Annotated in this window: 24 protein-coding genes, 3 pseudogenes and 1 riboswitch; all 27 genes and pseudogenes read left to right on the top strand. The window is 31.6% G+C overall.

The window, feature by feature from the left end:
* Positions 1–11: 11 nt before the first annotated feature.
* Positions 12–107, top strand: a pseudogene (locus I6H46_RS10495) (prealbumin-like fold domain-containing protein); the annotation flags it as partial.
* A 21-nt stretch (positions 108–128) separates the two neighbouring features.
* A complete protein-coding gene (locus I6H46_RS01420; RefSeq protein ID WP_200226001.1) occupies positions 129–1,568 on the top strand; it encodes a SpaA isopeptide-forming pilin-related protein in 1,440 nt (479 codons plus the stop codon).
* A complete protein-coding gene (locus I6H46_RS09615; RefSeq protein ID WP_234287443.1) occupies positions 1,508–1,723 on the top strand; it encodes a hypothetical protein in 216 nt (71 codons plus the stop codon). The genes I6H46_RS01420 and I6H46_RS09615 overlap by 61 nt, the downstream gene beginning before the upstream one ends.
* A 44-nt stretch (positions 1,724–1,767) precedes the next feature.
* Positions 1,768–2,721 carry an MSCRAMM family protein gene (locus I6H46_RS01415; protein WP_200225999.1) on the top strand — a complete coding sequence of 318 codons (954 nt, stop codon included), beginning with the start codon at positions 1,768–1,770 and terminating at the stop codon, positions 2,719–2,721.
* 73 nt (positions 2,722–2,794) lie between these two features.
* Positions 2,795–3,115 carry a SpaA isopeptide-forming pilin-related protein gene (locus tag I6H46_RS01410; RefSeq protein ID WP_234287381.1) on the top strand — a complete coding sequence of 107 codons (321 nt, stop codon included), beginning with the start codon at positions 2,795–2,797 and terminating at the stop codon, positions 3,113–3,115.
* 74 nt (positions 3,116–3,189) lie between these two features.
* The gene (locus I6H46_RS01405; protein WP_200225996.1) at positions 3,190–4,272 is read left to right on the top strand and encodes a prealbumin-like fold domain-containing protein; all 1,083 of its coding nucleotides are present in this window, start codon (positions 3,190–3,192) and stop codon (positions 4,270–4,272) included.
* 50 nt (positions 4,273–4,322) lie between these two features.
* Positions 4,323–5,117 (top strand): G5 domain-containing protein, encoded by a 795-nt coding sequence (locus I6H46_RS01400; protein ID WP_200225994.1) that lies wholly within the window; start codon positions 4,323–4,325, stop codon positions 5,115–5,117.
* Positions 5,063–5,341, top strand: coding sequence for a hypothetical protein (locus I6H46_RS01395; protein WP_200225992.1), 279 nt, complete (start codon positions 5,063–5,065; stop codon positions 5,339–5,341). The genes I6H46_RS01400 and I6H46_RS01395 overlap by 55 nt, the downstream gene beginning before the upstream one ends.
* Positions 5,338–5,511 (top strand): hypothetical protein, encoded by a 174-nt coding sequence (locus tag I6H46_RS01390; protein ID WP_200225990.1) that lies wholly within the window; start codon positions 5,338–5,340, stop codon positions 5,509–5,511. Before I6H46_RS01395 ends, I6H46_RS01390 begins: the two co-directional genes overlap by 4 nt.
* Positions 5,508–5,648, top strand: a complete 141-nt coding sequence (locus tag I6H46_RS01385) for a hypothetical protein (protein ID WP_200225988.1) — start codon at positions 5,508–5,510, stop codon at positions 5,646–5,648. The genes I6H46_RS01390 and I6H46_RS01385 overlap by 4 nt, the downstream gene beginning before the upstream one ends.
* A 206-nt stretch (positions 5,649–5,854) precedes the next feature.
* Entirely contained in the window at positions 5,855–6,136 is a 282-nt protein-coding gene (locus I6H46_RS01380) for a hypothetical protein (RefSeq protein ID WP_200225985.1), read from the top strand.
* Positions 6,137–6,180: 44 nt separating this feature from the next.
* Positions 6,181–8,355 carry a SpaA isopeptide-forming pilin-related protein gene (locus tag I6H46_RS01375; protein ID WP_200225983.1) on the top strand — a complete coding sequence of 725 codons (2,175 nt, stop codon included), beginning with the start codon at positions 6,181–6,183 and terminating at the stop codon, positions 8,353–8,355.
* Positions 8,318–8,521 (top strand): SpaA isopeptide-forming pilin-related protein, encoded by a 204-nt coding sequence (locus I6H46_RS01370; protein WP_200225981.1) that lies wholly within the window; start codon positions 8,318–8,320, stop codon positions 8,519–8,521. Before I6H46_RS01375 ends, I6H46_RS01370 begins: the two co-directional genes overlap by 38 nt.
* Before the next feature lie 4 nt (positions 8,522–8,525).
* Entirely contained in the window at positions 8,526–9,020 is a 495-nt protein-coding gene (locus I6H46_RS01365) for a SpaA isopeptide-forming pilin-related protein (RefSeq protein ID WP_200226250.1), read from the top strand.
* A 50-nt stretch (positions 9,021–9,070) separates the two neighbouring features.
* Entirely contained in the window at positions 9,071–9,238 is a 168-nt protein-coding gene (locus I6H46_RS01360) for a hypothetical protein (RefSeq protein WP_200225979.1), read from the top strand.
* Positions 9,239–9,285: 47 nt separating this feature from the next.
* On the top strand, positions 9,286–9,708 hold the full coding sequence (locus tag I6H46_RS01355) for an LPXTG cell wall anchor domain-containing protein (RefSeq protein ID WP_200225977.1): 423 nt from the start codon (positions 9,286–9,288) through the stop codon (positions 9,706–9,708).
* Between the two features lie 150 nt (positions 9,709–9,858).
* The gene (locus I6H46_RS01350) at positions 9,859–11,034 is read left to right on the top strand and encodes an iron-containing alcohol dehydrogenase (protein WP_019118596.1); all 1,176 of its coding nucleotides are present in this window, start codon (positions 9,859–9,861) and stop codon (positions 11,032–11,034) included.
* A gap of 130 nt (positions 11,035–11,164) precedes the next feature.
* Complete coding sequence (proB, locus tag I6H46_RS01345) at positions 11,165–11,959, top strand: glutamate 5-kinase (protein ID WP_019118593.1); 795 nt, start codon at positions 11,165–11,167, stop codon at positions 11,957–11,959.
* A complete protein-coding gene (locus I6H46_RS01340) occupies positions 11,928–13,190 on the top strand; it encodes a glutamate-5-semialdehyde dehydrogenase (protein ID WP_019118592.1) in 1,263 nt (420 codons plus the stop codon). The genes proB and I6H46_RS01340 overlap by 32 nt, the downstream gene beginning before the upstream one ends.
* A gap of 579 nt (positions 13,191–13,769) precedes the next feature.
* A complete protein-coding gene (gene proC, locus I6H46_RS01335; protein ID WP_019118591.1) occupies positions 13,770–14,537 on the top strand; it encodes a pyrroline-5-carboxylate reductase in 768 nt (255 codons plus the stop codon).
* A 220-nt stretch (positions 14,538–14,757) separates the two neighbouring features.
* Positions 14,758–16,688 (top strand): annotated as a pseudogene (locus I6H46_RS01330) (aconitate hydratase).
* Between the two features lie 2 nt (positions 16,689–16,690).
* Positions 16,691–17,698: an isocitrate/isopropylmalate dehydrogenase family protein gene (locus I6H46_RS01325; protein ID WP_019118589.1), complete on the top strand. Its 1,008-nt coding sequence runs from the start codon at positions 16,691–16,693 to the stop codon at positions 17,696–17,698.
* Positions 17,691–19,030: pseudogene (locus I6H46_RS01320) on the top strand (citrate synthase). Before I6H46_RS01325 ends, I6H46_RS01320 begins: the two are co-directional and overlap by 8 nt.
* Positions 19,031–19,065: 35 nt before the next feature.
* Positions 19,066–19,165: riboswitch (TPP riboswitch) on the top strand.
* Between the two features lie 149 nt (positions 19,166–19,314).
* Positions 19,315–19,512 (top strand): sulfur carrier protein ThiS, encoded by a 198-nt coding sequence (thiS, locus tag I6H46_RS01315; RefSeq protein ID WP_019118586.1) that lies wholly within the window; start codon positions 19,315–19,317, stop codon positions 19,510–19,512.
* Positions 19,512–20,126 (top strand): sulfur carrier protein ThiS adenylyltransferase ThiF, encoded by a 615-nt coding sequence (thiF, locus tag I6H46_RS01310; RefSeq protein WP_019118585.1) that lies wholly within the window; start codon positions 19,512–19,514, stop codon positions 20,124–20,126. Before thiS ends, thiF begins: the two co-directional genes overlap by 1 nt.
* The gene (locus I6H46_RS01305) at positions 20,116–20,880 is read left to right on the top strand and encodes a thiazole synthase (RefSeq protein WP_019118584.1); all 765 of its coding nucleotides are present in this window, start codon (positions 20,116–20,118) and stop codon (positions 20,878–20,880) included. The genes thiF and I6H46_RS01305 overlap by 11 nt, the downstream gene beginning before the upstream one ends.
* 1 nt (position 20,881) lies before the next feature.
* The gene (gene thiH, locus I6H46_RS01300) at positions 20,882–22,036 is read left to right on the top strand and encodes a 2-iminoacetate synthase ThiH (RefSeq protein WP_026074077.1); all 1,155 of its coding nucleotides are present in this window, start codon (positions 20,882–20,884) and stop codon (positions 22,034–22,036) included.
* Positions 22,037–22,040 lie beyond the last annotated feature (4 nt).

Below are 22,040 nucleotides of genomic sequence, written 5' to 3'. Positions count from 1 at the left end.
TAAGAGAAGTTATCACAGATGATAATGGTCAAGCTAGATTTTCAAACGTAAAACCTGGCACTTACGTACTTTCAGAATCAAAAGCACCAACAGGATATAAATTAGACCAAGAAGAAAAAGAAGTTATAGTGTCTAAAAATGGAAAAATATCTGTAAGCGGAAATAATGTAAGTATTACAGGAGGAAAAACACAAACCCAATTTAGAGAACATAATCAAAAACCAAGTTGGCCAGATTATATGAACTCAATGGATTTTGCAAAGATAGATGATAATGGAAATATAACAAGCTACATTTACCTAAAACCAAGAGCAAATTATACCGGAGGTTCAACAAATAGAGATACAAGATTAAATCTAAACGTAAACGGTGGACAAATACAAACAGTAGAAGTATTTGATGTCGACCCATACTATAGAGATAAAATTGTACAAGCTATGAAAGACCAAGGTACAGTTGAAAATGCAGAAAATCTTGGTTCGAGTGTCCTAAACAGAGGCGTAGATGATGATATAACAGCAAATAAAAATGTAAAAGATCCTTATACTGGAAAAACTGGTACACAAATAAAATTTCCTAAACAAAGATTTACAAATGATTGGGGATTTTTGGTAAAAGTCACAGCAACAGGAAATAAATCTACATCAGTATCTTACGATTGGTTGACCGATCCTCCACAAGATACATCAAAAAATGCAAGGATACAAGCAGACGTAAATATTTCGTCAGCCGACGCAGACGACAATGAGAGCATAATAAAAATTCAAAACGAAGAGTTGCCAAAACAGTCTGTAAAAATCATAAAAGTAGATGATGATAGACAAAAAAGAAATCCATTAGCAAACGCAAACTTTGTCCTAAAAGATAAAGAAGGAAAAGTATTAAAAACAGTTATAACAGGCGTAGACGGACAAGCAGATTTTGGAAAACTTCCAGCAGGAACCTATAGAATAGAAGAAGAGAAAGCTCCAAGAAATCACAATGAATCAGATGTTTACTTTGAAGTAAATGTGAGTGAAAATGGATCAGTAAAATATACAGCAAAATTCTTGGATGGAGTTGGAACACCAACTAATGGTATAGATTATTATATAGAAAATAAAGATATTGCTGACACAGGAGAAAAATTAAGAGTATTGAATGCTAGTCAAGAAATGACGCTTCCTGAAGGACCAGGATCAGGTTCTGTAGGATATAAACCAGGTGTATGGGAAGCTTATGAATTTGAATCACTCCACTATCATGCAGAGGCTCGTATAGAAGGAGCAAGACCAGGCTCAGTATTTAAAATACAATTTGATCCTAACTTAAACTTTGTACAATATGTTTATGAAATTCCAGATTTAAGAGATGAAAATGGTCAAGTCATAGCAAAAGCATATTTTGACTACCAAACTAATCTTTTGACTTATATATTTACAGAAAATCAAAAACAAGACTTTGCTAATTTCAAACTAGACATTAATGGAATAATTCCAGATAAATATTGGGCACAATACAGTGGAAAATGGACAGTAACAAATATATTGGATCCAGATGGTGTAGCCCAAAAAATTCATATACGATAGATGCAGATTATGAATGGTATTGGAATCAAGGACCAGGACCATTAACTGCAAATTACTATACAGATATATATGAAGAAAATGGAGAAAAATATTTTAAAGGAGTATCTTACTACAACGCAGTAGATGAAAAAAATCGAAAGCGGCAAGGACTTTAAGATACGACTGGATATCAGCAATTCAAAAAGAAAGAGTTCCACGTATGGAAAACTACCCAGCAGATGGACCACCAGCTTATGAATTGGATAATATGCAAATTTACAAAGTATATCCATACAAAGATTACTACAATGGAACTCATGGAAATCCAAAAGATATTGTAAATACAAAATTCAAATACATGCCTTTATCTTATGGTGTACGTCCTGAAAAAAATCCTGAAATATATAACTTAGTGTATTCAAGAGACGATTTTACTTCGTCATTCCAAGATAGACAAAGTAACCTTGCAGTTAGATACAATAAAGATAATATTAAATCATCTGGAACTATAAACCAATATAATCATGCAAGACACCCTCTTGAAATAGATGTGCCAGCAATTTCTAATGCAGATGAAGGTTACGTTATAATGCAAACTTTTAAAGTAACAGACTTTGAAAAATATAAGCAAAGATGGAGACTATATTATATGTCTGATGGTAACAGGCAAACTGCATCTTACCAAAAAGGAAATTATAACTCAGCTGCTGCTAGTCAATCTGGAAAAGAAATACCAAAAACTTATGTTCAAATAGTAAAATTACCAAACTTCCCTTATACTGCTGGTAAGTTTAAAATAAAGAAAACAGACCAATCAACAGGAAAAGATTTAAGAGGAGCAGTATTTACTCTAACTTCAAAAAATGGAAATACAATAAATAGGTCTACAGATAATGAAGGTATAGTAAACTTCACAGAGCTTGCGCCTGGAACATATACTTTAATTGAAAGTAAAGCACCAGAAGGATATAAAAAACTTGAAACAAAATGGCAAGTTATAGTAAACGACGATGGAAATGTAAGAATTACAGAAAATTCTATCACTGGAGTAGGCGGAAGATATGAAGGAAAAGATCTAACAATCCCAGTAAGTAATAAGCCAGCTGGAACAAAGTTTAGAGTTTACAAAAAGATAATGACGGCAAGGCTCTTCCAGGAGCAAAATTTGCAATAACAGATAAAAAGAAACTACAACAATAGCAGAAGGAATTTCAAATGCTAATGGTTTAGTTGAATTTAATAAGGAATTGCAAGATGGAACATACGTTCTAAAAGAAATCGAAACTCCAAAAGGATATAAAAAGCTTGATCAAAAATGGGTTCTTGAAGTAAGTGACGGAAAAACAAAAGTTTATACCTATGTTTCAGATTCAACACAAACTGATATAAAATCAATCCTTGCTCAAGGCGGAAATTGGATTAATGTAAAAGGAAGAGATACATCAAAGTTCACAAATTATGATAATAGATGGACAGGCTGGGCAGGAAATAATCAAAACGCACGTTACTTAGGAACAAGAATTATTGCAATAAATGAAGAAAAAATTACGTTGTTCAAAGATTTATAATAAATCCAGAAGCATCCGAAATTGAAGAAAATACAAAAGTGTCAATCCACAGAGAAAAACCACAGTATGATAATATGACTTGGTATGATGGAGATGCTGAATACAAAGTATTCAAATTAGATAAGCCAGTAACAGGATTAATTTCAGATGTAAGACTTGCAAATTACAATGTAGAAGATATAACAGATGAAGTTAAAAAATCTGAAAAAGCAGAAGCAGGAAGATACGGAGAACCTAACCGTTTGGCAATGACATTGCCTCCTACAAAACAACCTATAGTAGTTGATGTAAAAGTTCCATACAGAAATAAAGATGGTGGAGTTGGTCTTGGATTAGATTGGTACTCAGAAGATAATCAAATTTATTGGAAGAGTGATTACTACGAAAAAGTTTCAGATATCAAAAAATCTGACCCAATAATTGGAGAGGCTGGGAATATAAAAGGAACTTATATTTCAGAGGACTCACTTGATGTAACAAACGAAAAAGAAAGATTCCAATTTAAAGTTAAAAAAGTAAGAAAGCTAGATCCTAATCAAGCAATAGAAGGAGCAACTTTCAAATTAATAGGACCAGATCCTTCACAAGATGAAAGATATATGACAACCGACAAAAAAGGTATGATAACTTTCACAAATCTTGAACCAGGAACATATACTTTGGTAGAAGAAAGCCCTGCTTCAGGTTACGAAAAAGTAGACACAGATTGGACAGTAACAATTACAGCTGAGGGAAAAACTTTTATAAAACAAAATAATCAAAATGCCCAAAATACATCACTTTTAAATTCTAAGTCAGCTAGATCACTTTCCAATAAAGATAATGCAAATGAAGAATTAATAAATAATAGAACATATTATCTAGCAAGAATGGCAAAAGATTCTAGAGATGAAAATGAAGGACTTGAAATTTCTGAAATAAATCCAAGAAATCTTTTGGAAAATGCACAAAGAGCTGAGAGTGATTGGGAAAATATTGATCCAGCTAGGTCTGAAAAGACGCAATTATCAACAATAAAAGCTACCGATGATCCTGGAATAGTTTTAGAAACTAGAATGACAGAAATCAATAAGGTTGATAATAAATTTAAGCAGGTATTCTTGTTTGGAGAATCAAAATTCGCACCTACGACACGTAAAATCCAAATTCACAGTTAACCAGAGGAATTTGACGTTAGAGCCAATAATCCTAAAAAGCTATAGTAAAAGTGTACACTGTTACAGGATCAAGCTTAGACAATCTAGGAACAAAGACAGAAATAACTAATGTAAGATTTACTCAAGATTTTGTTAAAAATCATTTTAGATTGAAAAACGATTCAATCCCTTCAAGCGTAAAAGGTAATATATTAGTCGAAATAGAAACATACTATGAAGATGGTAAAGGAATAGGTCTAGGTGCAGATTATATTTCTAATACAAGAAGTTCAAGGTATAACACAAACTGGATAGGGGAATCTTACGCAAGTGAAGATAAAATTAACAAAGGCCCAGTTATAACTTATGATTATGTTTGGAAATTTGAAAATGATATTCAACCAAGTACAATTGATGTTCCAGAGCCTGACAAATATGAGGATGAAACTTGGACTGTAGAAGGAAAAGCTGGTAAACTTTATAGAAAATATAAGAGGGAGCTAGCTGATGGCGTTGCAACTGGAAATGAAGAAAAAACAGAAGAAACAAAAGAAGATCCAGCACCAGTTCCTAACGAATATCATCATGGTACAAAGAAAAGACCAGAATCTAGAACAACAAATCCTGTAAGTTTAACAAAAGAAATTCCATTTGATACGATAACAACTGACGATCCTAATTTAAAACAAGGCGAAATAGAAGTTGATGTAGATGGAGAAAATGGACAAGCTGAATATAAATATTCTGTAACATTTGATAGGAAAATGAACCAGATGCACAAAAACCAGCTGATTGGCCAGAAAATTTGCCAGTGCCAGAAAAACAAGCAGGAGAAAGAATTGCAGCTTATAACATTGAATTTGTAAGAGAGATTAAGCCAAAAGTTGATAAAAAACAACGTCGAGGAACAAGAGTTGACGGTGAAGAATTATTAGATAATACAGCAACAATTACAAATAAACAAACTGGTATAGAATTTAAAATCTTAAAACAAAAATCTTATGGTAAGTATATAAAAGGTGCAAAGTTCACTATTAAAAAATATACAGATAAAACTTACACAACTGTTGATAAAAATTTGAGGAAGTGACTGCTACATCAGATAAGGATGGTTTGGTAAGATTTATTGATAAAAATGGAGAAGTTGTAAAACTACAAAAAGATGCTTATTATCAAGTAGAAGAAGTGGAAGCCCCAGTTGGCTACAAAAAATTCCAGCTCCATGGAAGCTCCATGTTATTGAAGAAAAAGGACAATTGATAATTAAATCAACAGGTCCTGAGTACGCACCAGCAAACTATGTTGCAAGTGACAAGGCAAAAGCTGGAGAGAACTTAAATGATTCTAACGCTCAAATAAAATATTCATCAAAATTACAAATATCGATACTACTCTAGGAACTTATGTTCAAAGAATCTATATTGATACGAGAGGATATACTGGAAATGAAAAAATAAATGTACAAATAAATCCAGTAATAAAAAGAGATGAAAGAGATTATGGTACAGCAGCAGCTCCAACAACAGAAACCGGAGGAGTAAAAACAGCTTATAGAACAACTTATAAAATCAAAAACCCAGATGGCGTAGATATTAATGAAGTATTGAACAAGTACGACATTTCAAATCAAAATGTTTCAATGGTTAATACTGCAAGATGGAGACCATTCGATTGGGGATTTGATGAGGACCAATTAAATATTGAAAAGGGTGTTTATTTTATAGACATTGAAGGATATTTTGATAGAATTCCTAAAATAGAGATGATATTAAAAATTAGAAATATTGATATAAAAATCGACTTCTATGAAGGAGAAAGAAATTCCAACACCGTGGTGGAGCTGATAAGAACTATGATTTTGTTGATGGCGGTTCTTATCAATTAGGTAACATTAACCTTGGTGTTACAGGTGATACTAATTTTGGTAAAATGAGTACATCAAATAAGGAAGATCCAAATAAAAAAGGAAAATATCCAAATTATTTGAGTAAAGGTTGGTATGATGCTCGTGGAACATGGTGGGATACTGGTAGAATTTATCCTGCAATAGGAGATAAGGTAGGAAAACTTTCATCAGTAACTACAAGTGCAAATATCAATTCATTGTATGAATCTAACAATAGTGAAACTGTGGATAACGAGGGACTACGCATTAACAATGAACAGTCTGATTATAATATAACCTTCTCTAAACATGGTAGAGATGAAGAAGGATTAGATATTAATGATCCGAAAATTACTAAAAATAGACTAGAAGGTGCTGTATTTAAAATTCAAACTTATCTAGGTCCACAATATGGCTGGGAAGATGTTGAAGGAAAATATGTATCATCAGCTTTCAATGGATATTTTGGATTTAGAGGTCTTAAAGAAGGCCGTTATAGAGTTTTGGAAGTAAAGGCACCAAATGGCTACAAACAAATTAAAGATCCAATTATAGACTTCAATATAGAAGTTTCAAAGGAAGATTTAGTAATAACAGATCCAACTACTGGTTACGAAAAAATTATTCCAAAAGGAAATGGATATATTAGAATAAATTACCAAAATAAATCAATTTACCATTATGATGGAAAAGAAACCGACGGTAAACTAATTGACTATGTAACAGCAGCAACTGCTAAGAACATGGGTAAAATTATCAACGAAAAACCTGGAAAAGGTAAAATAAGTGTAAATAAAGTTGATGATAAAGGAAAAAGTTTAAAAGGATTTAGAAATCAAGCAGGCGATTTAATCGGAGCAAAATTCAAACTAACAAGAACGAGTGCGAAGAAAAATGAAAAGGGAGAGCCTGTAAGCAAATCAGAATATACTGAAACTATCGGAGAAGATGGAAATTTAACATTTGAAGGACTTCCTATAGGAAATTATAGGCTTGAAGAAATTGAATCTCATCCAGGATATGTAAAATCTGATAGTGTTTGGAACTTTACAATCGGTGGAGATAAACTTGACCCATACAGTGGACCTATTCAAAGAACTGGGAAAAATCTTACTGACTCAATAGAAATGACTGATTCAAGTATAGAAATTCTTAGACCGCACAAGCAAAAGGGAGATAATACTACAGGAAATGATGAAATAAGACCTCATCTTGGTCAAAGTATGTTATTTGAAAATAAATTCAAACCAAAGGATGGACTTGATATTAATCCTGGAGATTATTTTGTATTAAATCTTAGTGACAATATTGATCTATGGGGAATATTGAGAAATGAAAATAAGAATATAGATATTTTTGCTGATGGAGTTGGTACAATAGCAAAAGGAGAGTATGACAGAGAAAATAATAGAATAATTTATACTTTCACTGATTATGCTAGACAATTTGAATTGATAGAATTTTCAAATGCTTTAACAGCCCACATTAACTTATATAAAGTTCAAAATTCTTCTACTCAAAAACTTGGAATGAGAGTAGGAAATGATACTAAAAATTATAAGAACATGCGAGTAACTTATGATCCAGAAATGGCTGAAAATATAGTAGGTAATACACATCTTAATATGGCATCAAAGATAACAAGCTTTGATGTAAAAACTGGTAAGTTTGAACAATACTTCTACATTAACAAGCTAAGAAAAACATCTGGTCCATTGAATTTCTATTATAGACCAAATCAATTAGTTACAAATTTGGAAATAGAAACACAAGCATTGAATAATAATTCTGGTCAAAATATTAACTTATACATGCCTGAATCTTTTGGAGTTAATGATAACAGCCCAGGAACAACTAAGTATCATAAAGCTTATTGGGAGAGTGTTGCTCAAGGTGGAAGTGCAAATTATCGTTTAGAAAGCTCAAATGTTAGCCAAAATGATTCTTATATTGTAAAAGTCACAGGATATTTAAAGGTTGGAGAAGAAACTGATTATGAATCAACAGTATATCTTGAAGATGCTATAACAAGATATTATGTACAAAGAGTTAATAGTATTTACGTCTTTAAACAAAAAAATACAGGAGAAGCTAAGTTTAGTATAAAAGCTATAAATAAACCTAACAAAATACTATTTAAAAAGGTTGATTCAAAGAAAAATCCATTAAAAGGTGCAACTTTTGGTTTGTACAAAAAGATACAAAGATGGACTCTTTAAGTATGTCAATGGTTTTGATAAACAATCACAAGAAGATGGAACATTTGGATTTGATCATCTTGAAGAAGGAGATTATCAAGTGCAAGAATTTAATCCACCTATTGGTTATAAAAAATTGAAGGTGCTGTTTACGAGTTTACTGTTGAAAAAACTGGTAGAATTGTAAGAAAATAGTCAAAGAAGATGGAAGCGAACAAGTTGAAGAAATAAGTTCTACTGTTCCAATCGAAATTGTAAATCTTAAAGAGCAAATAATTAAGTTTAAGAAAACTGACCAGGATGGTAAACAACTTGCTGGTGCAGAATTTGAGCTTTATTATAAAGAAAATCCAGATGCAGATTACGAAAAAGATAAATTCGTCTTATACAAAGAAAATAATGGTAAGGGAAGAATATTCTTGAAAAAATCTGAAAAAGCTCCGCTAGGTTATACAAAGTCAGATGATAATATTCTAAAATCAGGAGATGATGGACTTATAGAATTTAAATTCTATGAGAATGGCTACTATGCACTAAAAGAAGTTAAAGCTCCAGATGGATATTCAAAAGTTGATGGTTTTGTAAGAGAATTTGCTATAATTGATGGAAAACTTAGAGTAAAATCACAAGCAAGTGTTGGAAATATTAAAAAGGATGAAAATCTACAGATGCTAATGATACAGTAGCTTATGCTACACTAACAAACAGAACTACTTCAGGTCTTGGATTGTTAGAAATGTATTATGTAATAAATCCAAATAACGAAGAAAAAACTTACTCTGATAACGATAAATTTATAATCGACTACATCAATAATACAGATAACAGATCTGGAAACGTAGAGGTTTATAGACTTAAAAAGGAGAAAAACCATCAGATAAGACAAAAGCTGATGCGAATATAGCTGCTAATTTACCAACAGAATTTGAAGGTAAGAGAGTAGAATTTAGTTTGAAAGAACTTGCAAGAGCTGAAAAATCTTCTGATAAGATTGTAATAAAGGTAAATGCACTAGACTATGGTGTAGCTAGAAATGATGAAATAAAAACAAGCTTAATTGCAAATGGAAAAACAGTTGAAGCTATGTATAGTTTTAATTCTGGAAGAATTCCAGCTAATTTACAAGCTTTACTTGATAACATAGAAAAACAAAAACAAAATGATGAAAAATCTTATGTTTATGTAGACTATGTTGAGCCAAAGGCAGATAATTCTGATGTAATGCAAATTATTAATAGGAAAGTATCTCTTCCAATGACAAATGGTATTAGAGCTTGGATAGGATTTACAATTATCGGTCTTATCCTTATGATTCTTGCAGCTTATTATTACAACAAAAAGAAAAACAAGGCGCTAGAAATTGAAAAAAATTAATAAAAATTAAAATTTAATTTGTAAATTTTAAAAGTTTTAACTGACTTTATTTTGAGTTTTTCTCAAATTAGAGTCAGTTTTTTTGTATAAAATTTAAATTTATATTGGTTAGTTTTGGGTAAGTATTTATTAGAGAAAAAAGGAGGATTTATGTTAGATTTTACTTATAATATTCCAACAAAAATACATTTTGGAAAAGATGCTCTTGATTTTGTGGGCGAGGAAGTTAAGAAATTTTCTGATAAGGTGCTTATAACTTATGGTGGTGGATCTATCAAGAAAAATGGAGTTTATGATAAGGTTATAAAAGAGCTTAAAGATTCTGGAGTTGAAATTTTTGAACTTTCTGGAATTGAACCAAATCCTAGGATTGATTCTGTAAGAGAAGGTATAAAAATTATAAAGGAAAATAATATCGGTGCAATTCTTGCTGTTGGTGGTGGATCTACAATTGATGCATCAAAATTTATGGCAGCTGGTGCTTGTGCAGATTTTGATCCTTGGGAATTTATTTCAAAAGGAAAACCAATGAGCCCTGCAATTCCACTTTTGTCAGTTCTTACCATGGCTGCAACAGGATCTGAAATGGATAATGGTGGGGTTATTACAAACCCTGAAACAAAAGAAAAACTTTCATCAGGTCACGAAGATACCAGACCAAAAGTTTCATTTTTAAATCCAGAAATCACATATTCTGTAAGTAAATTCCAAACAGCTTGTGGATCTAGTGATATTTTATCTCACATTTTTGAATCATATTTTAATGTTGATGATTCAATGTTTATGCTTGATAGAATTATGGAATCTTTGATGAAAACTGTAATAAAATATGGTCCAATTGCCATGAAAGATCCAAAAAATTATGAGGCAAGGGCAAATCTTATGTGGGCATCATCTTGGGCAATCAATGATTTTATTGCAAATTCTGCAAAGGCTGCTTGGACAGTTCATCCAATAGAACACGAACTTTCAGCCTTCTATGACATAACTCACGGTCTTGGGCTTGCAATTTTGACACCAAGATGGATGGAATATGTTTTGAGTGAAAAAACTGTTCATAAATTCTATGATTTGGGAGTAAATGTTTTTGATATTGATAAAAATCTTGACAAAATGGAAGTTGCAAAAAAAGCTATAGAAAAAACAAAAGAATTTTTCTTTGATACCCTTGGACTTGATTCAAATTTAAGAAAAATAAATATAGACGATGAATATTTTGACAAAATGAGCAAAAAAGCCTGTGGCAAAAACGGCAAAATAAATGGTTTTGTAGAACTTAAACCTGAAGATGTGAAAAAAATTTACCAAATGTGCCTTGAGGATTAATAATTTGAAAAATTTTAATAGTAATTTAAAATCAAATAATAAATAATTTTTAATACTAAACACCCTACAAAAAGGGTGTTTTAAATTGCTTATTTTTGTGTTTTCTTATAAAATATAAGAGGTGAAAAATATGAGAGAATTTAGTAATGAATTGAGAAAAATAGTTATAAAAGTAGGTTCTTCTTCTGTAAGCCACGAAAATGGTGGGGTTGATATTGAAAGAATCGAAGAACTTGCTAAGGAAATTGTAAATTTGGAAAACAAGGGCATTAAGGTGATTTTGGTTTCATCTGGTGCGATTGCAACTGGGGCAAACAGGCTTTCTATTAAAAGGCCTAGAAATGATATTAGCAAAAAACAAGCCACAGCTGCAGTTGGGCAGGTTACTTTGATGAATACTTTCCTCAAAGCTTTTGCGGAATATGGGTATTCTATTGGGCAGATTCTTCTTACAAGAATGGTTGAAACCAACGAAGTTATGAATTTTAATGCCAAAAATACTATAAATGATTTGTTGGAAATGGGAGTTGTTCCAATTGTAAATGAAAATGACACGATTTCTACTTACGAAATTGATTTTGGGGATAATGATACCCTATCATCTGTAGTTGCAAAATTGGTTGATGCTGATTTGCTTATGCTTTTGTCAGATATTGATGGACTTTATACAGATGATCCAAGAATTAATAAGGAGGCAAAATTAATCAAAGAAGTTAATGAAATTGACGAAAAATTAAGGTCAATGGGCAAGGATTCTTATTCAAATCTTGGAACTGGTGGGATGGCTACAAAAATTAATGCAGCTAACCTTTGTATGGAAAAGGGAATTGATACGGTAATTGCAAATTCGAAAGATTTGAAAAATATAAGAAGAATAGTGAAAGGAGAGGAAATTGGAACAATCTTTAAAAGAAAAATTGACTAAAATGGGCGAGCTTTCCAAAAAAGCAAAAAAAGATTTTGTAAAGCTTTCAACAAAAGATAAAAATAAAATTTTAGAAAATATAAAAATTTCCATGGAAAAAAACAGGAAAAATATTCTTGATGCCAACAAAAAAGACTACGACAAGGGACTTTCTAATAATATGGCAGAAGGTCTTCTTGATAGGCTAAAACTTGATGATAGTAGAATTGACTCAATGATTTTATCAATCGATCAAATGATAAAACTTCCTGACCCAATTGGAAAAATGACTGATGTGAGAACTCTTGAAAATGGACTTTTGATTGGGAAAAAATCTGTTGCAATCGGAGTTTTGGCAATGATTTATGAAGCAAGGCCAAATGTAACCTTGGATGCGTCAATTCTTGCCATAAAATCTTCAAATTCTATAATCTTAAGAAGTGGAAAAGAAGCCATAAATTCTTCCCTTGCCATTGCAAGTGCAATCAGAGAAGGAATAAAAAACACAGGTTTTGATGAAAATATTGTCCAAATAATTGACGATACAAGCAGGGATTCATCAACTGAGCTTATGAAATTAAATGGATATGTAGACTTGTTAATTCCAAGAGGATCAGCATCTCTTATAAATGCAGTTGTAAAAAATGCAAGTGTGCCAACCCTTGAAACTGGAGTGGGAAATTGCCATTTGTATGTTGATAAGTACGCTGATATTGAAAAGGCGATAAAAATTTTTGAAAACGGCAAAACTCAAAGAATAGGCGTGTGCAATGCCATTGAAAGTTTAGTCGTTCACAAGGACATCGACCAAAGTTTTTATGATGGACTAAATAAAATTGTAGAAAAATATAAATTAAAAGTTCACGCTTGTAAAAATACAATAGGAAAAATAAAGGGGGCAAGTCCTGCAAGTGAGAAAGATTATGGCAAAGAATATTTGGACTATGAATTTTCAGTAAAAGAAGTAGAAAATATAGATTGTGCAATTGATCACATTTACAAATATTCCACAGGCCATTCAGATGCAATAATTACAGAAAAAATAGAAGAAGCAAATAAATTTGTAGAAGAAGTGGACTCAGCCTGCGTTTATGTAAATGCTTCAACAAGATTTACAGACGGATCAGAATTTGGATTTGGAGCAGAAATAGGAATATCAACCCAAAGACTTCACGCCAGAGGACCAGTTGGATTGAATGAGCTTACAACATATAAATATGTGATTTTGGGGCAAGGGCAAATTAGGGAATAATCTTTTTAAAGATTATTTTAGAAATTTGGTTTTTTCTTGTAATAAATTGTTATATATATTTAATACTTCGTTATGTTAGGGCGGAGGAAATGGGGGAGTTTCGATTCTCCCCCTTTTTCCTCCCCCTAACGACCCCCACTTTTTTGCCCCCCTGCAACCGACCATTGCATGGAGCTGGTTTTGTAAGAAGCTAACGCTTCTTTCAAATTTTTGAAGATTGATTGCCATTTAAAAATAACTATAAATTCAAGTGAATTATTAGAGAAAAAATTGTTTGAACGTTAGTGAGTTATTTTTTCTCTTTTAATGAACTTAGAATTTATTTATTTTGGGCTTATTTTCTTATTTAATTTTGATAATCAATTAAAAAAACGAAAGAAACGCAAGTTTCTTTCTGATTTTGCTCCCTGCAAGGGCCGGTTAAGGGGTTATAAAGATGGGAGTTCTTAGGGGGAAGGAAAAAGGGGACAATCGGAAGTCCCCTGTTCCTTCCGCCCTAAGTATACGAAGGATAAATTTAATAAAACGATTAAATTTAATATGAAAACAAAATAAATATATTTTCTATAAGGAGGAAATATGAAAATTGGTGTTATCGGCATTGGGAATATGGGTTCTTCAATTGCCAAAGGTCTTTTGGGTAAAAATGAACTTTTTTTATCTAATAGGGGATCTAATTTAGAATTTTTTAAGGATAAAGAAGTTTCTATTATGGAAAACAGAAAAGTGGTGGAAAATTCTGATTATGTAATTTTGGCTGTAAAACCAAATTATTATAAAGAAGTGATTGATGAAATAAAAGATTTGTTGGAAAATAAAGTATTTATTTCAATTGCTGCAGGTTTTACTCTTGAAAAACTTGAAAATTTATTGGGATCTGACAAAAAAATTGTTATGACTATGCCAAATACTCCTGCATCTGTTGGGGAAGGGATGTCAATTCTTTGTCCAAATTCAAATGTTAGTGATGAGGAATTTTCAAATATTTTAGAAATTTTTTCATCTTTTGGCAAGGCTATAAAAATTGACGAAAATCAATTTGATGCAGCAAGTGTTGTAAATGGTTGTCTGCCTGCTTTTGTGGATTTATTTATGGAAAGCTTGTCTGATGGGGCAGTCCTTTGTGGACTTAAAAGAGATATTTCCTATAAATTAATCGCCCAAACAATAATAGGATCAGCAAAATTAATGGAAGAGTCAGGAGAGCATCCAGGACTTTTAAAAGATAAGGTGACAAGCCCAAAAGGAACTACAATCGAAGGAGTGAAGGCCTTGGAAGAAAATAATTTTAGGGCAGGATTGATAAAGGCAGTTGAGGCCTCTTTTAATAAGACTAAGAATATGTAGTTAAATTCATGGGGGATTTTTTAAATAAAATTTCCTATGAATTTATTTTTTATTCTTATTTTAATAGCTATTTTTTTTAATAGCTATTTTAAATTTTAACCTAATACAATTTATCATTTTAAATCTCTCCCCGCGTAATTTGCGTGGGATATTTTTTTGGAAATTATTTTACTTCGGCGTATAATTATTACAATAATATATTAAAGTAAAGAGGTAAAAAATGAAAAAATCATTAGCTATAAAAATTTTAGAAAACCATCTTTTACAAGGAGAGATTAAAACTGGCGAGGAGATTTGTATTAAAATCGATCAAACTTTAACTCAAGATTCTACTGGGACTATGGCTTATTTGCAACTTGAGGCTATGGACATTGAGGATGTAAAAACTGAAAATTCTCTTGCATATATTGATCATAATATTCTCCAACAAGGATTTGAAAATGCTGACGATCATGAATTTATAAAATCTGCTGCCAATAAATTTGGTATAACTTTTTCAAAAGCTGGTTGTGGAATTTGCCACCAAGTTCAATTGGAACAATTTGGAAAAGTTGGCAATACTCTTTTAGGTTCTGATTCTCATACTCCAACGGGCGGTGCTTTGGCACAAATTGCAATTGGGGCAGGGGGACTTGATGTTGCTGTTGCTATGGCAAGAGGTTTTTATTTTATAAAAGTGCCAAAAATTTTCAATATAAAACTCAAAAATTCTTTGAAAGATTATGTAAATGCCAAGGATTTAATTTTATATATTTTGGGAAAATTGTCTGTCAAAGGCGGAACGGGATATATTATGGAATATTCTGGAGAAGGTGTAAAATCTTTGTCAGTGACTGACAGGGCGACAATTTGTAATATGGGAGCAGAACTTGGGGCGACGACTTCAATTTTTCCATCTGATGAAAATACTTTAAAATATTTAAAAAGCCAAAATAGGAAAGAAGATTACAAAAAATTAGAGGCAGACGAGGACGCTTTTTATGATGAGGTTATGGAAATTGATTTAAGTGAAATTGAATCTGCTGTAGCAAGACCTCATTTTCCAGACCAATACCAAAAAATTTCTGAAATGGAGAAAATAAAAATCGACCAAGTTGCAATCGGATCTTGTACAAATTCATCTTATATGGATATGATGAAAGTTGCATCAATTCTTGATGGAAAAAAAGTTCATCCTGATGTTTCTCTTGTAATTTCTCCAGGTTCTGCCACAATTTTGGAAAAATTATCAGAAAACGGGGCCCTTGCAAAAATGATTAAGGCTGGGGCGAGGATTTTGGAATCGGGTTGTGGGCCTTGTATAGGCATGGGCCAAGCACCAAAAGCTGGTGGAATTTCTCTAAGGTCTTTTAATAGAAATTTTAAGGGAAGATCTGGGACAATTGATGCTAAAATTTATCTTGCAAGTCCAGAAACTTGTGCGATTTCTGCTCTTAATGGTTATATATCCAATCCAAAAGATGCTGAATTTAAAAAAGATTTTGACGAAAATATTATTTTTGACCATACTGATGCTTATTTTATAAAAAGAGAAGAAGATTTAGCAAAAAGAATTAAAGAAACTGTAAAGGGAAAAAATATCAAGCCTTTTCCAAAGGCAAGTCCTGTTTCTGAAATAAATTCAAAAATAATTTATAAGGCGGGCGATGGAATTACAACTGATGATATTTGTCCATCAAACGCTAGACTTTTGCCATTTAGGTCAAATATAGAATATTTATCAGAATTTGCCTTTACAACAAAAATCGATGATTTCAAAAAAAGAGCCGAAAAAAACTCTGGTGGTCTTATTGTTGCTGGTGTAAATTATGGTCAAGGATCATCAAGAGAGCACGCTGCTTTAATTCCTTTGCATCTTAATGTAAAAGCGGTTATTGCCAAATCTTTTGCAAGAATCCACAGGTCAAATTTGATAAATAATGCAATCTTTCCATTAGAATTTGAAAATGAAAGTGACTATGAAAATTATCTGAATTTGATAATATTCAAATAAAAAATATAGAAAATTCCTTAGAAAGCGGGGAATTTATTTTAAAAGATTTGGATAAGGATATAGAAATAAAAGTTAGGGGAGAATTTTCAAAAAGAGAAATTGAAATATTAAAAATGGGTGGCTATTTAAATTATGCCAAAAATTTAGAATTGGAGTAATTATGAAAGTAACTTTGATAAAGGGAGATGGAATCGGTCCAGAAATTTGTGATTCTATGAAAAAAGTTTTAAAGGCCTTGGGATCAAAGGTTGAATTTGAAGAAGTGAATGCTGGAGCGAGCGTTTTTGAAAAAGAAAATACCTTTATTCCAGATGAAGTTTTTAAATCAATTGAAAAAAACAAAATTGCTATTAAGGGTCCAATCACAACCCCAATTGGACATGGTTTTAGGTCAATTAATGTTGAGCTTAGAAAAAAATACGATCTTTTTGCAAATATTAGGCCAATAAAATCAATTAAAAATATAAAAACAAAATATGAAAATGTCGATATGGTAATTTTTAGGGAAAATACTGAAGATTTGTATATGGGACTTGAGGAAAAAATTTCTGATGATAAATTTCATTCAATAAAGGTGATAACACGAAAAAAATCTGAAAGAATTATAAGGGCAGCCTTTGAATATGCAAAAAAATTTAATAGGAAAAAAGTTACCATAGTTACCAAGGCAAATATAATGAAATTTACTGATGGTTTGTTTTTAAATGTTGGGCGTGAAATTGCAAATTCTTTCCCAGATATAGAATTTGAAGAGCTTTTGGTTGATAATACTGCCATGCAAATGGTTTTAAATCCAAACAAATTTGACGTTATAGTAACTGAAAATTTGTACGGGGATATTTTATCAGACTTGGCAGCAGGCCTTGTTGGTGGACTTGGCTTAATTCCTGGAGTAAACAAGGGAGAGAATATTGCAATTTATGAATCAGTTCATGGTTCTGCTCCTGATATTGCTGGAAAAAATTTGGCAAATCCAATTGCAATTTTACTTACAGCATCTCTTATGCTTGATGACATTGGGGAAGGAAATTTGTCCGAAAAATTAAGAAAGTCTATTGAAAAAACAATGGAAGATAAGAAAAATCATACAAAAGATTTGGGAGGAGATGCAAGTTTGGAAAAAATCACCCAAGAAATAATCAAAAATTTGGGAGGAGAAAATGAATAAAGATAAACTTGTAGACCTTTCAAAAAAAATAAAAATAGAAAATACAATAGATAAAAATCTCTACGATAAATTTTCCATAAAAAGAGGACTTAGAAATCAAAATGGGACTGGAGTTTTGGTTGGAGTAACAAAAGTCGGCGATGTTTGCGGTTATAAAATCGAAAATGGGGAAAAAATTCTAAGCAAAGGCGAACTATATTATAGGGGTTATCCCCTCACAAGTATGGTAAATGATTTTAAAAATACAAAAAGACTTGGCTTTGAAGAAATTATTTATCTTTTGCTTTTTAATAAATTAGCAAATAAAAATGACCTAGAAAGTTTCAAAAAAATTCTAGTAGAAGAAAGAAATTTGCCAAATAAATTTTTTGAAGATACAATCCTAAATCTTCCAGGCAATAATATCGTAAATATAATGATGAGGTCAGTGCTTGCCCTTTATTCTTATGACGAAATGGCTGATGATACAGATACTTTGAACGTTCTATCACAATCACTTTCTTTAATTTCAAAATGCCAATAATTGCAATTTATTCCTACCAAGTTAAAATTCACAATTTTGATGGAAAATCTTTGGTAATTCACAATCAAGATGAAAACAAATCAATTGCAGAAAATATACTTTCTATGCTTAGAATCGACCAAAAATATAAAAAAGAAGAAGCAGAAATTTTGGATTTATTGCTAATAATTCATGCAGAACACGGAGGAGGTAACAATTCAGCCTTTGCAACTCACGTGGTTTCATCATCAGGAACAGACACCTATTCAGCCATTGCCACAGGACTTGGTTCGCTCAAAGGGCCAAGGCATGGGGGAGCAAATTTAAAAGTAAGTCAAATGCTTGAAAATATTAGGGAAAATTTAAAAAATATAGAAGATGAAAAAGAAATAGAAAAATATTTGGAAAAAATTTTGGACAAAAAGGCCTTTGATAAAAAAGGTTTAATTTATGGTTTGGGACATGCGGTTTATACCATCTCAGATCCAAGGGCAGTTTTATTAAAAGAAAAGGCAAGAGAGCTTTCAAAAATTAAAAATAGACAAAAAGATTTTGAATTTATAGAAAAAATCGAAAAAATTGGTGGAAGGCTTTTGATGGAAAAATTAAAAAAACCATATCCGATTTGTGCAAATGTAGATTTATATTCAGGATTTTGCTATGAAATGCTAGATATTCCAAAAGATTTATATATACCAATCTTTGCCATAGCAAGAACAGTTGGATGGGCTGCTCACAGACTTGAACAAATCGAAGATTCAAAAATAATAAGACCAGCCTACAAATCACTAAGCCAAATAAAAAATTACATATCTTTGGAAGATAGGTAAAAAATTTTGCAAATTAAATAAATTTGTCCTATAATAAAAATAGCTAGGGGTGCTTTTAGCTGAGAGATGAATTTTCATCAACCCTTTAAACTTGATTAGGTTAAAACCTGCGTAAGAAAGCGATGATTATAAAAAAGTTTAAAGACCCTAGTTAGGGTCTTTTTTTTGATCCTAATAAAAAATTAATTTATAGTAGTTAGTCAAATAATCTATGTGCAAAACACAAATGGGGCATACCACCTCGGGTATGGTTTCTATTTGTGTTCTTTTTTTAGGAGGTGAATATGGTTTTAATAAATTACAAGGAAGTGAAAATAGAAAATGAAATTTCTTTGTATGAATTTTTAAAAGAAAATAAATTTGATCCTCACTTTGTGGCTGTTGAAGTCAATCAAGAACTTGTAAAAAGAGAAAATTTCAAAAATTTTCTTGTAAAAGATGGCTATAAGGTGGAAGTTTTTTCCTTTGTTGGAGGGGGTTGATGGATTTAAGAGATAAAATTTTAAAAAGACAAAATAAAAATGACAATGAAATATTTGAAAAAGCAAAAGTTTCGATTTTAGGTTGTGGAGGACTTGGCTCAAATGTTGCAATGATTTTGGCAAGAGCGGGCATTGGAGAAATTTTTTTGTATGATTTTGATAAGGTTGAATATTCGAATTTAAACAGGCAAAATTATAAAATTTCTGATATTGACAAAGAAAAAGTCCTTGCAACAAAAAAAATAATCGAAGAAACTATTCCCTTTACAAAAATTCATGCAAAAAATATGTTCTTGGATGAAAAAAATATGGATGAAATTATTGAAAAAACCGATTATTTTATTGAAGCTTTTGACAAGAAAGAGTCCAAGGTTATGGTCTTTGATTATTTTTCAAAAAAAGAAAATAAATTTCTTTTTACCGCATCGGGCATGGCAGGACTTGGAGATATTTCAGATATTAAGGTAAAAAAAATAAATAACATCACTATGGTTGGTGATTTCAAATCAGACGCAAAAAAAGATGGGCTTTATCTTGCCTATGTATCAATCATGGCAAGCCTTGAGGCTCTTGAGTGTTTGAAAAAAATAAGGAAGGATTATTATGGAAGATAAATTTATACTAGGTGGCAAGGAATTTAATTCAAGATTTATTCTTGGTAGCGGGAAATATTCTGTGGAACTAATTGATGCTGCTGTAAAAAATGCAGAATGTGAAATGATTACAGTCGCTCTAAGGCGAGCTAATACAAAAGATGTGGCAAATATTTTAAATTATATACCAAAACACGTTACAATTATTCCAAATACTTCTGGAGCAAGAAATGCTGATGAGGCAATTAGAATTGCAAGACTTGCAAGGGAAATGGGTTGTGGAAATTTTGTAAAAATTGAAATTATGAGAGATACAAAATATCTTTTGCCAGATAACGAAGAGACTTTGAAGGCTACAAAAGTTTTGGCTTATGAAGGTTTTGTTGTTCTACCTTATATGTATCCAGATTTAAATTATGCAAGAGATTTAAAAGATGCGGGAGCCACTGCTATAATGCCACTTGCTGCTCCAATTGGATCTAACAAGGGACTTGTCACAAAAGAATTTATAAAAATAATTATTGATGAAGTTGACCTTCCAGTAATTGTTGATGCAGGAATTGGTCTTCCAAGTCAAGCCGCAGAGGCAATGGAAATGGGAACTTGTGCAATTATGGCAAATACAGGAATCGCAAGTGCTTCTGATATTACAATGATGGCAAGAGCTTTTAAACTTGGAATTGAAGCAGGTCGTCTTGCTTATCTTTCAAAGCCGGGCAGAGTTTTAGAATCTGGAGCTGATCCATCATCTCCACTAAGAGATTTTTTTGATTAAGATGAATATTAAAAAAGTTACAGATTATTTTCCAGAAATGGATATAATCGATTCTCATATAAAAACCGAAGTTTTAGATAATTACGAAAAAATAAAAAATAAAAATGTAAGTGATTCTGATATTCTAAGAAGTTTAGAAAAAGAAAGACTTGATGAAGAAGATTTCTACAATCTTTTATCAGACAAAGCTTTAAATCATTTGGAAAAAATGGGAGAGCTTGCAAAAGATAAGAGAGTGAGATATTTTGGAAATAATGTTTGTCTTTTTTCTCCGATTTATATAGCAAATTATTGTGAAAATTCTTGCAGGTATTGTGGTTTTAGGGCAAAGTCTGATATAAAAAGGGCAAAATTAAATTTTGAAGAAATTGAAGAAGAAATGAAGGCTCTTTCAGATACTGGAATTGAAGATGTTTTGATTTTAACAGGAGAAAGTCAAAAATTTTCATCAGTAGAATATATTGCAAAAGCATGCGAGATAGCCAAAAAATATTTTAAAACAATAGGAATTGAAGTCTACCCTGCAAATGTAGATGATTATAAAAAATTAAAAGAAGCAGGGGCAGATTTTGTTACAGTTTTTCAAGAATCTTACAATCCAAAAACTTATGATTTTTACCATCCTTACGGTCACAAAAGATCTTGGGTTTATAGGATTGATACTCAAGAAAGAGCAATGATGGCAGGCTTTAGGGGAGTAGGTTTTGGAACGCTTTTTGGACTTAATGATCCAATTGAAGAAGCATTTAAATTAGGTCTTCACGCTCAAAAAATTCAAAAAAAATATCCTCACGCAGAAATTGCAATTTCTCTTCCAAGAATAAGACCAACCCACGGGGCAGATAAGCTTAAATTTTTTGAAGTAAATGATAAGAAATTTTTCCAAATCATGCTTGCTCTTAGAATATTTTTGCCATTTGCATCAATAACTCTTTCAACAAGAGAAGACCGTGATTTTAGAAATTTGGCAGTAAAATATGCAGCAACAAAAATTTCTGCATCAGTTGATACGTCAATTGGTCATAGATCAAAAAATTCTCAAGATACGGGAGATGAGCAATTTGAAATTGCAGATAATAGGTCATGTGATGATGCAATAAAAGATTTAAAAGCAATTGACATGACTCCAGTTTTTACTGATTATATAAATGTTTAGGAGA

The organism is Anaerococcus obesiensis (genome assembly GCF_016599815.1).
Taxonomy (GTDB): Bacteria; Bacillota; Clostridia; order Tissierellales; family Peptoniphilaceae; genus Anaerococcus; species Anaerococcus vaginalis.
Note: the sequence above shows the minus strand (reverse complement) of the source record. Positions and strands in the feature narration are given on the sequence as shown.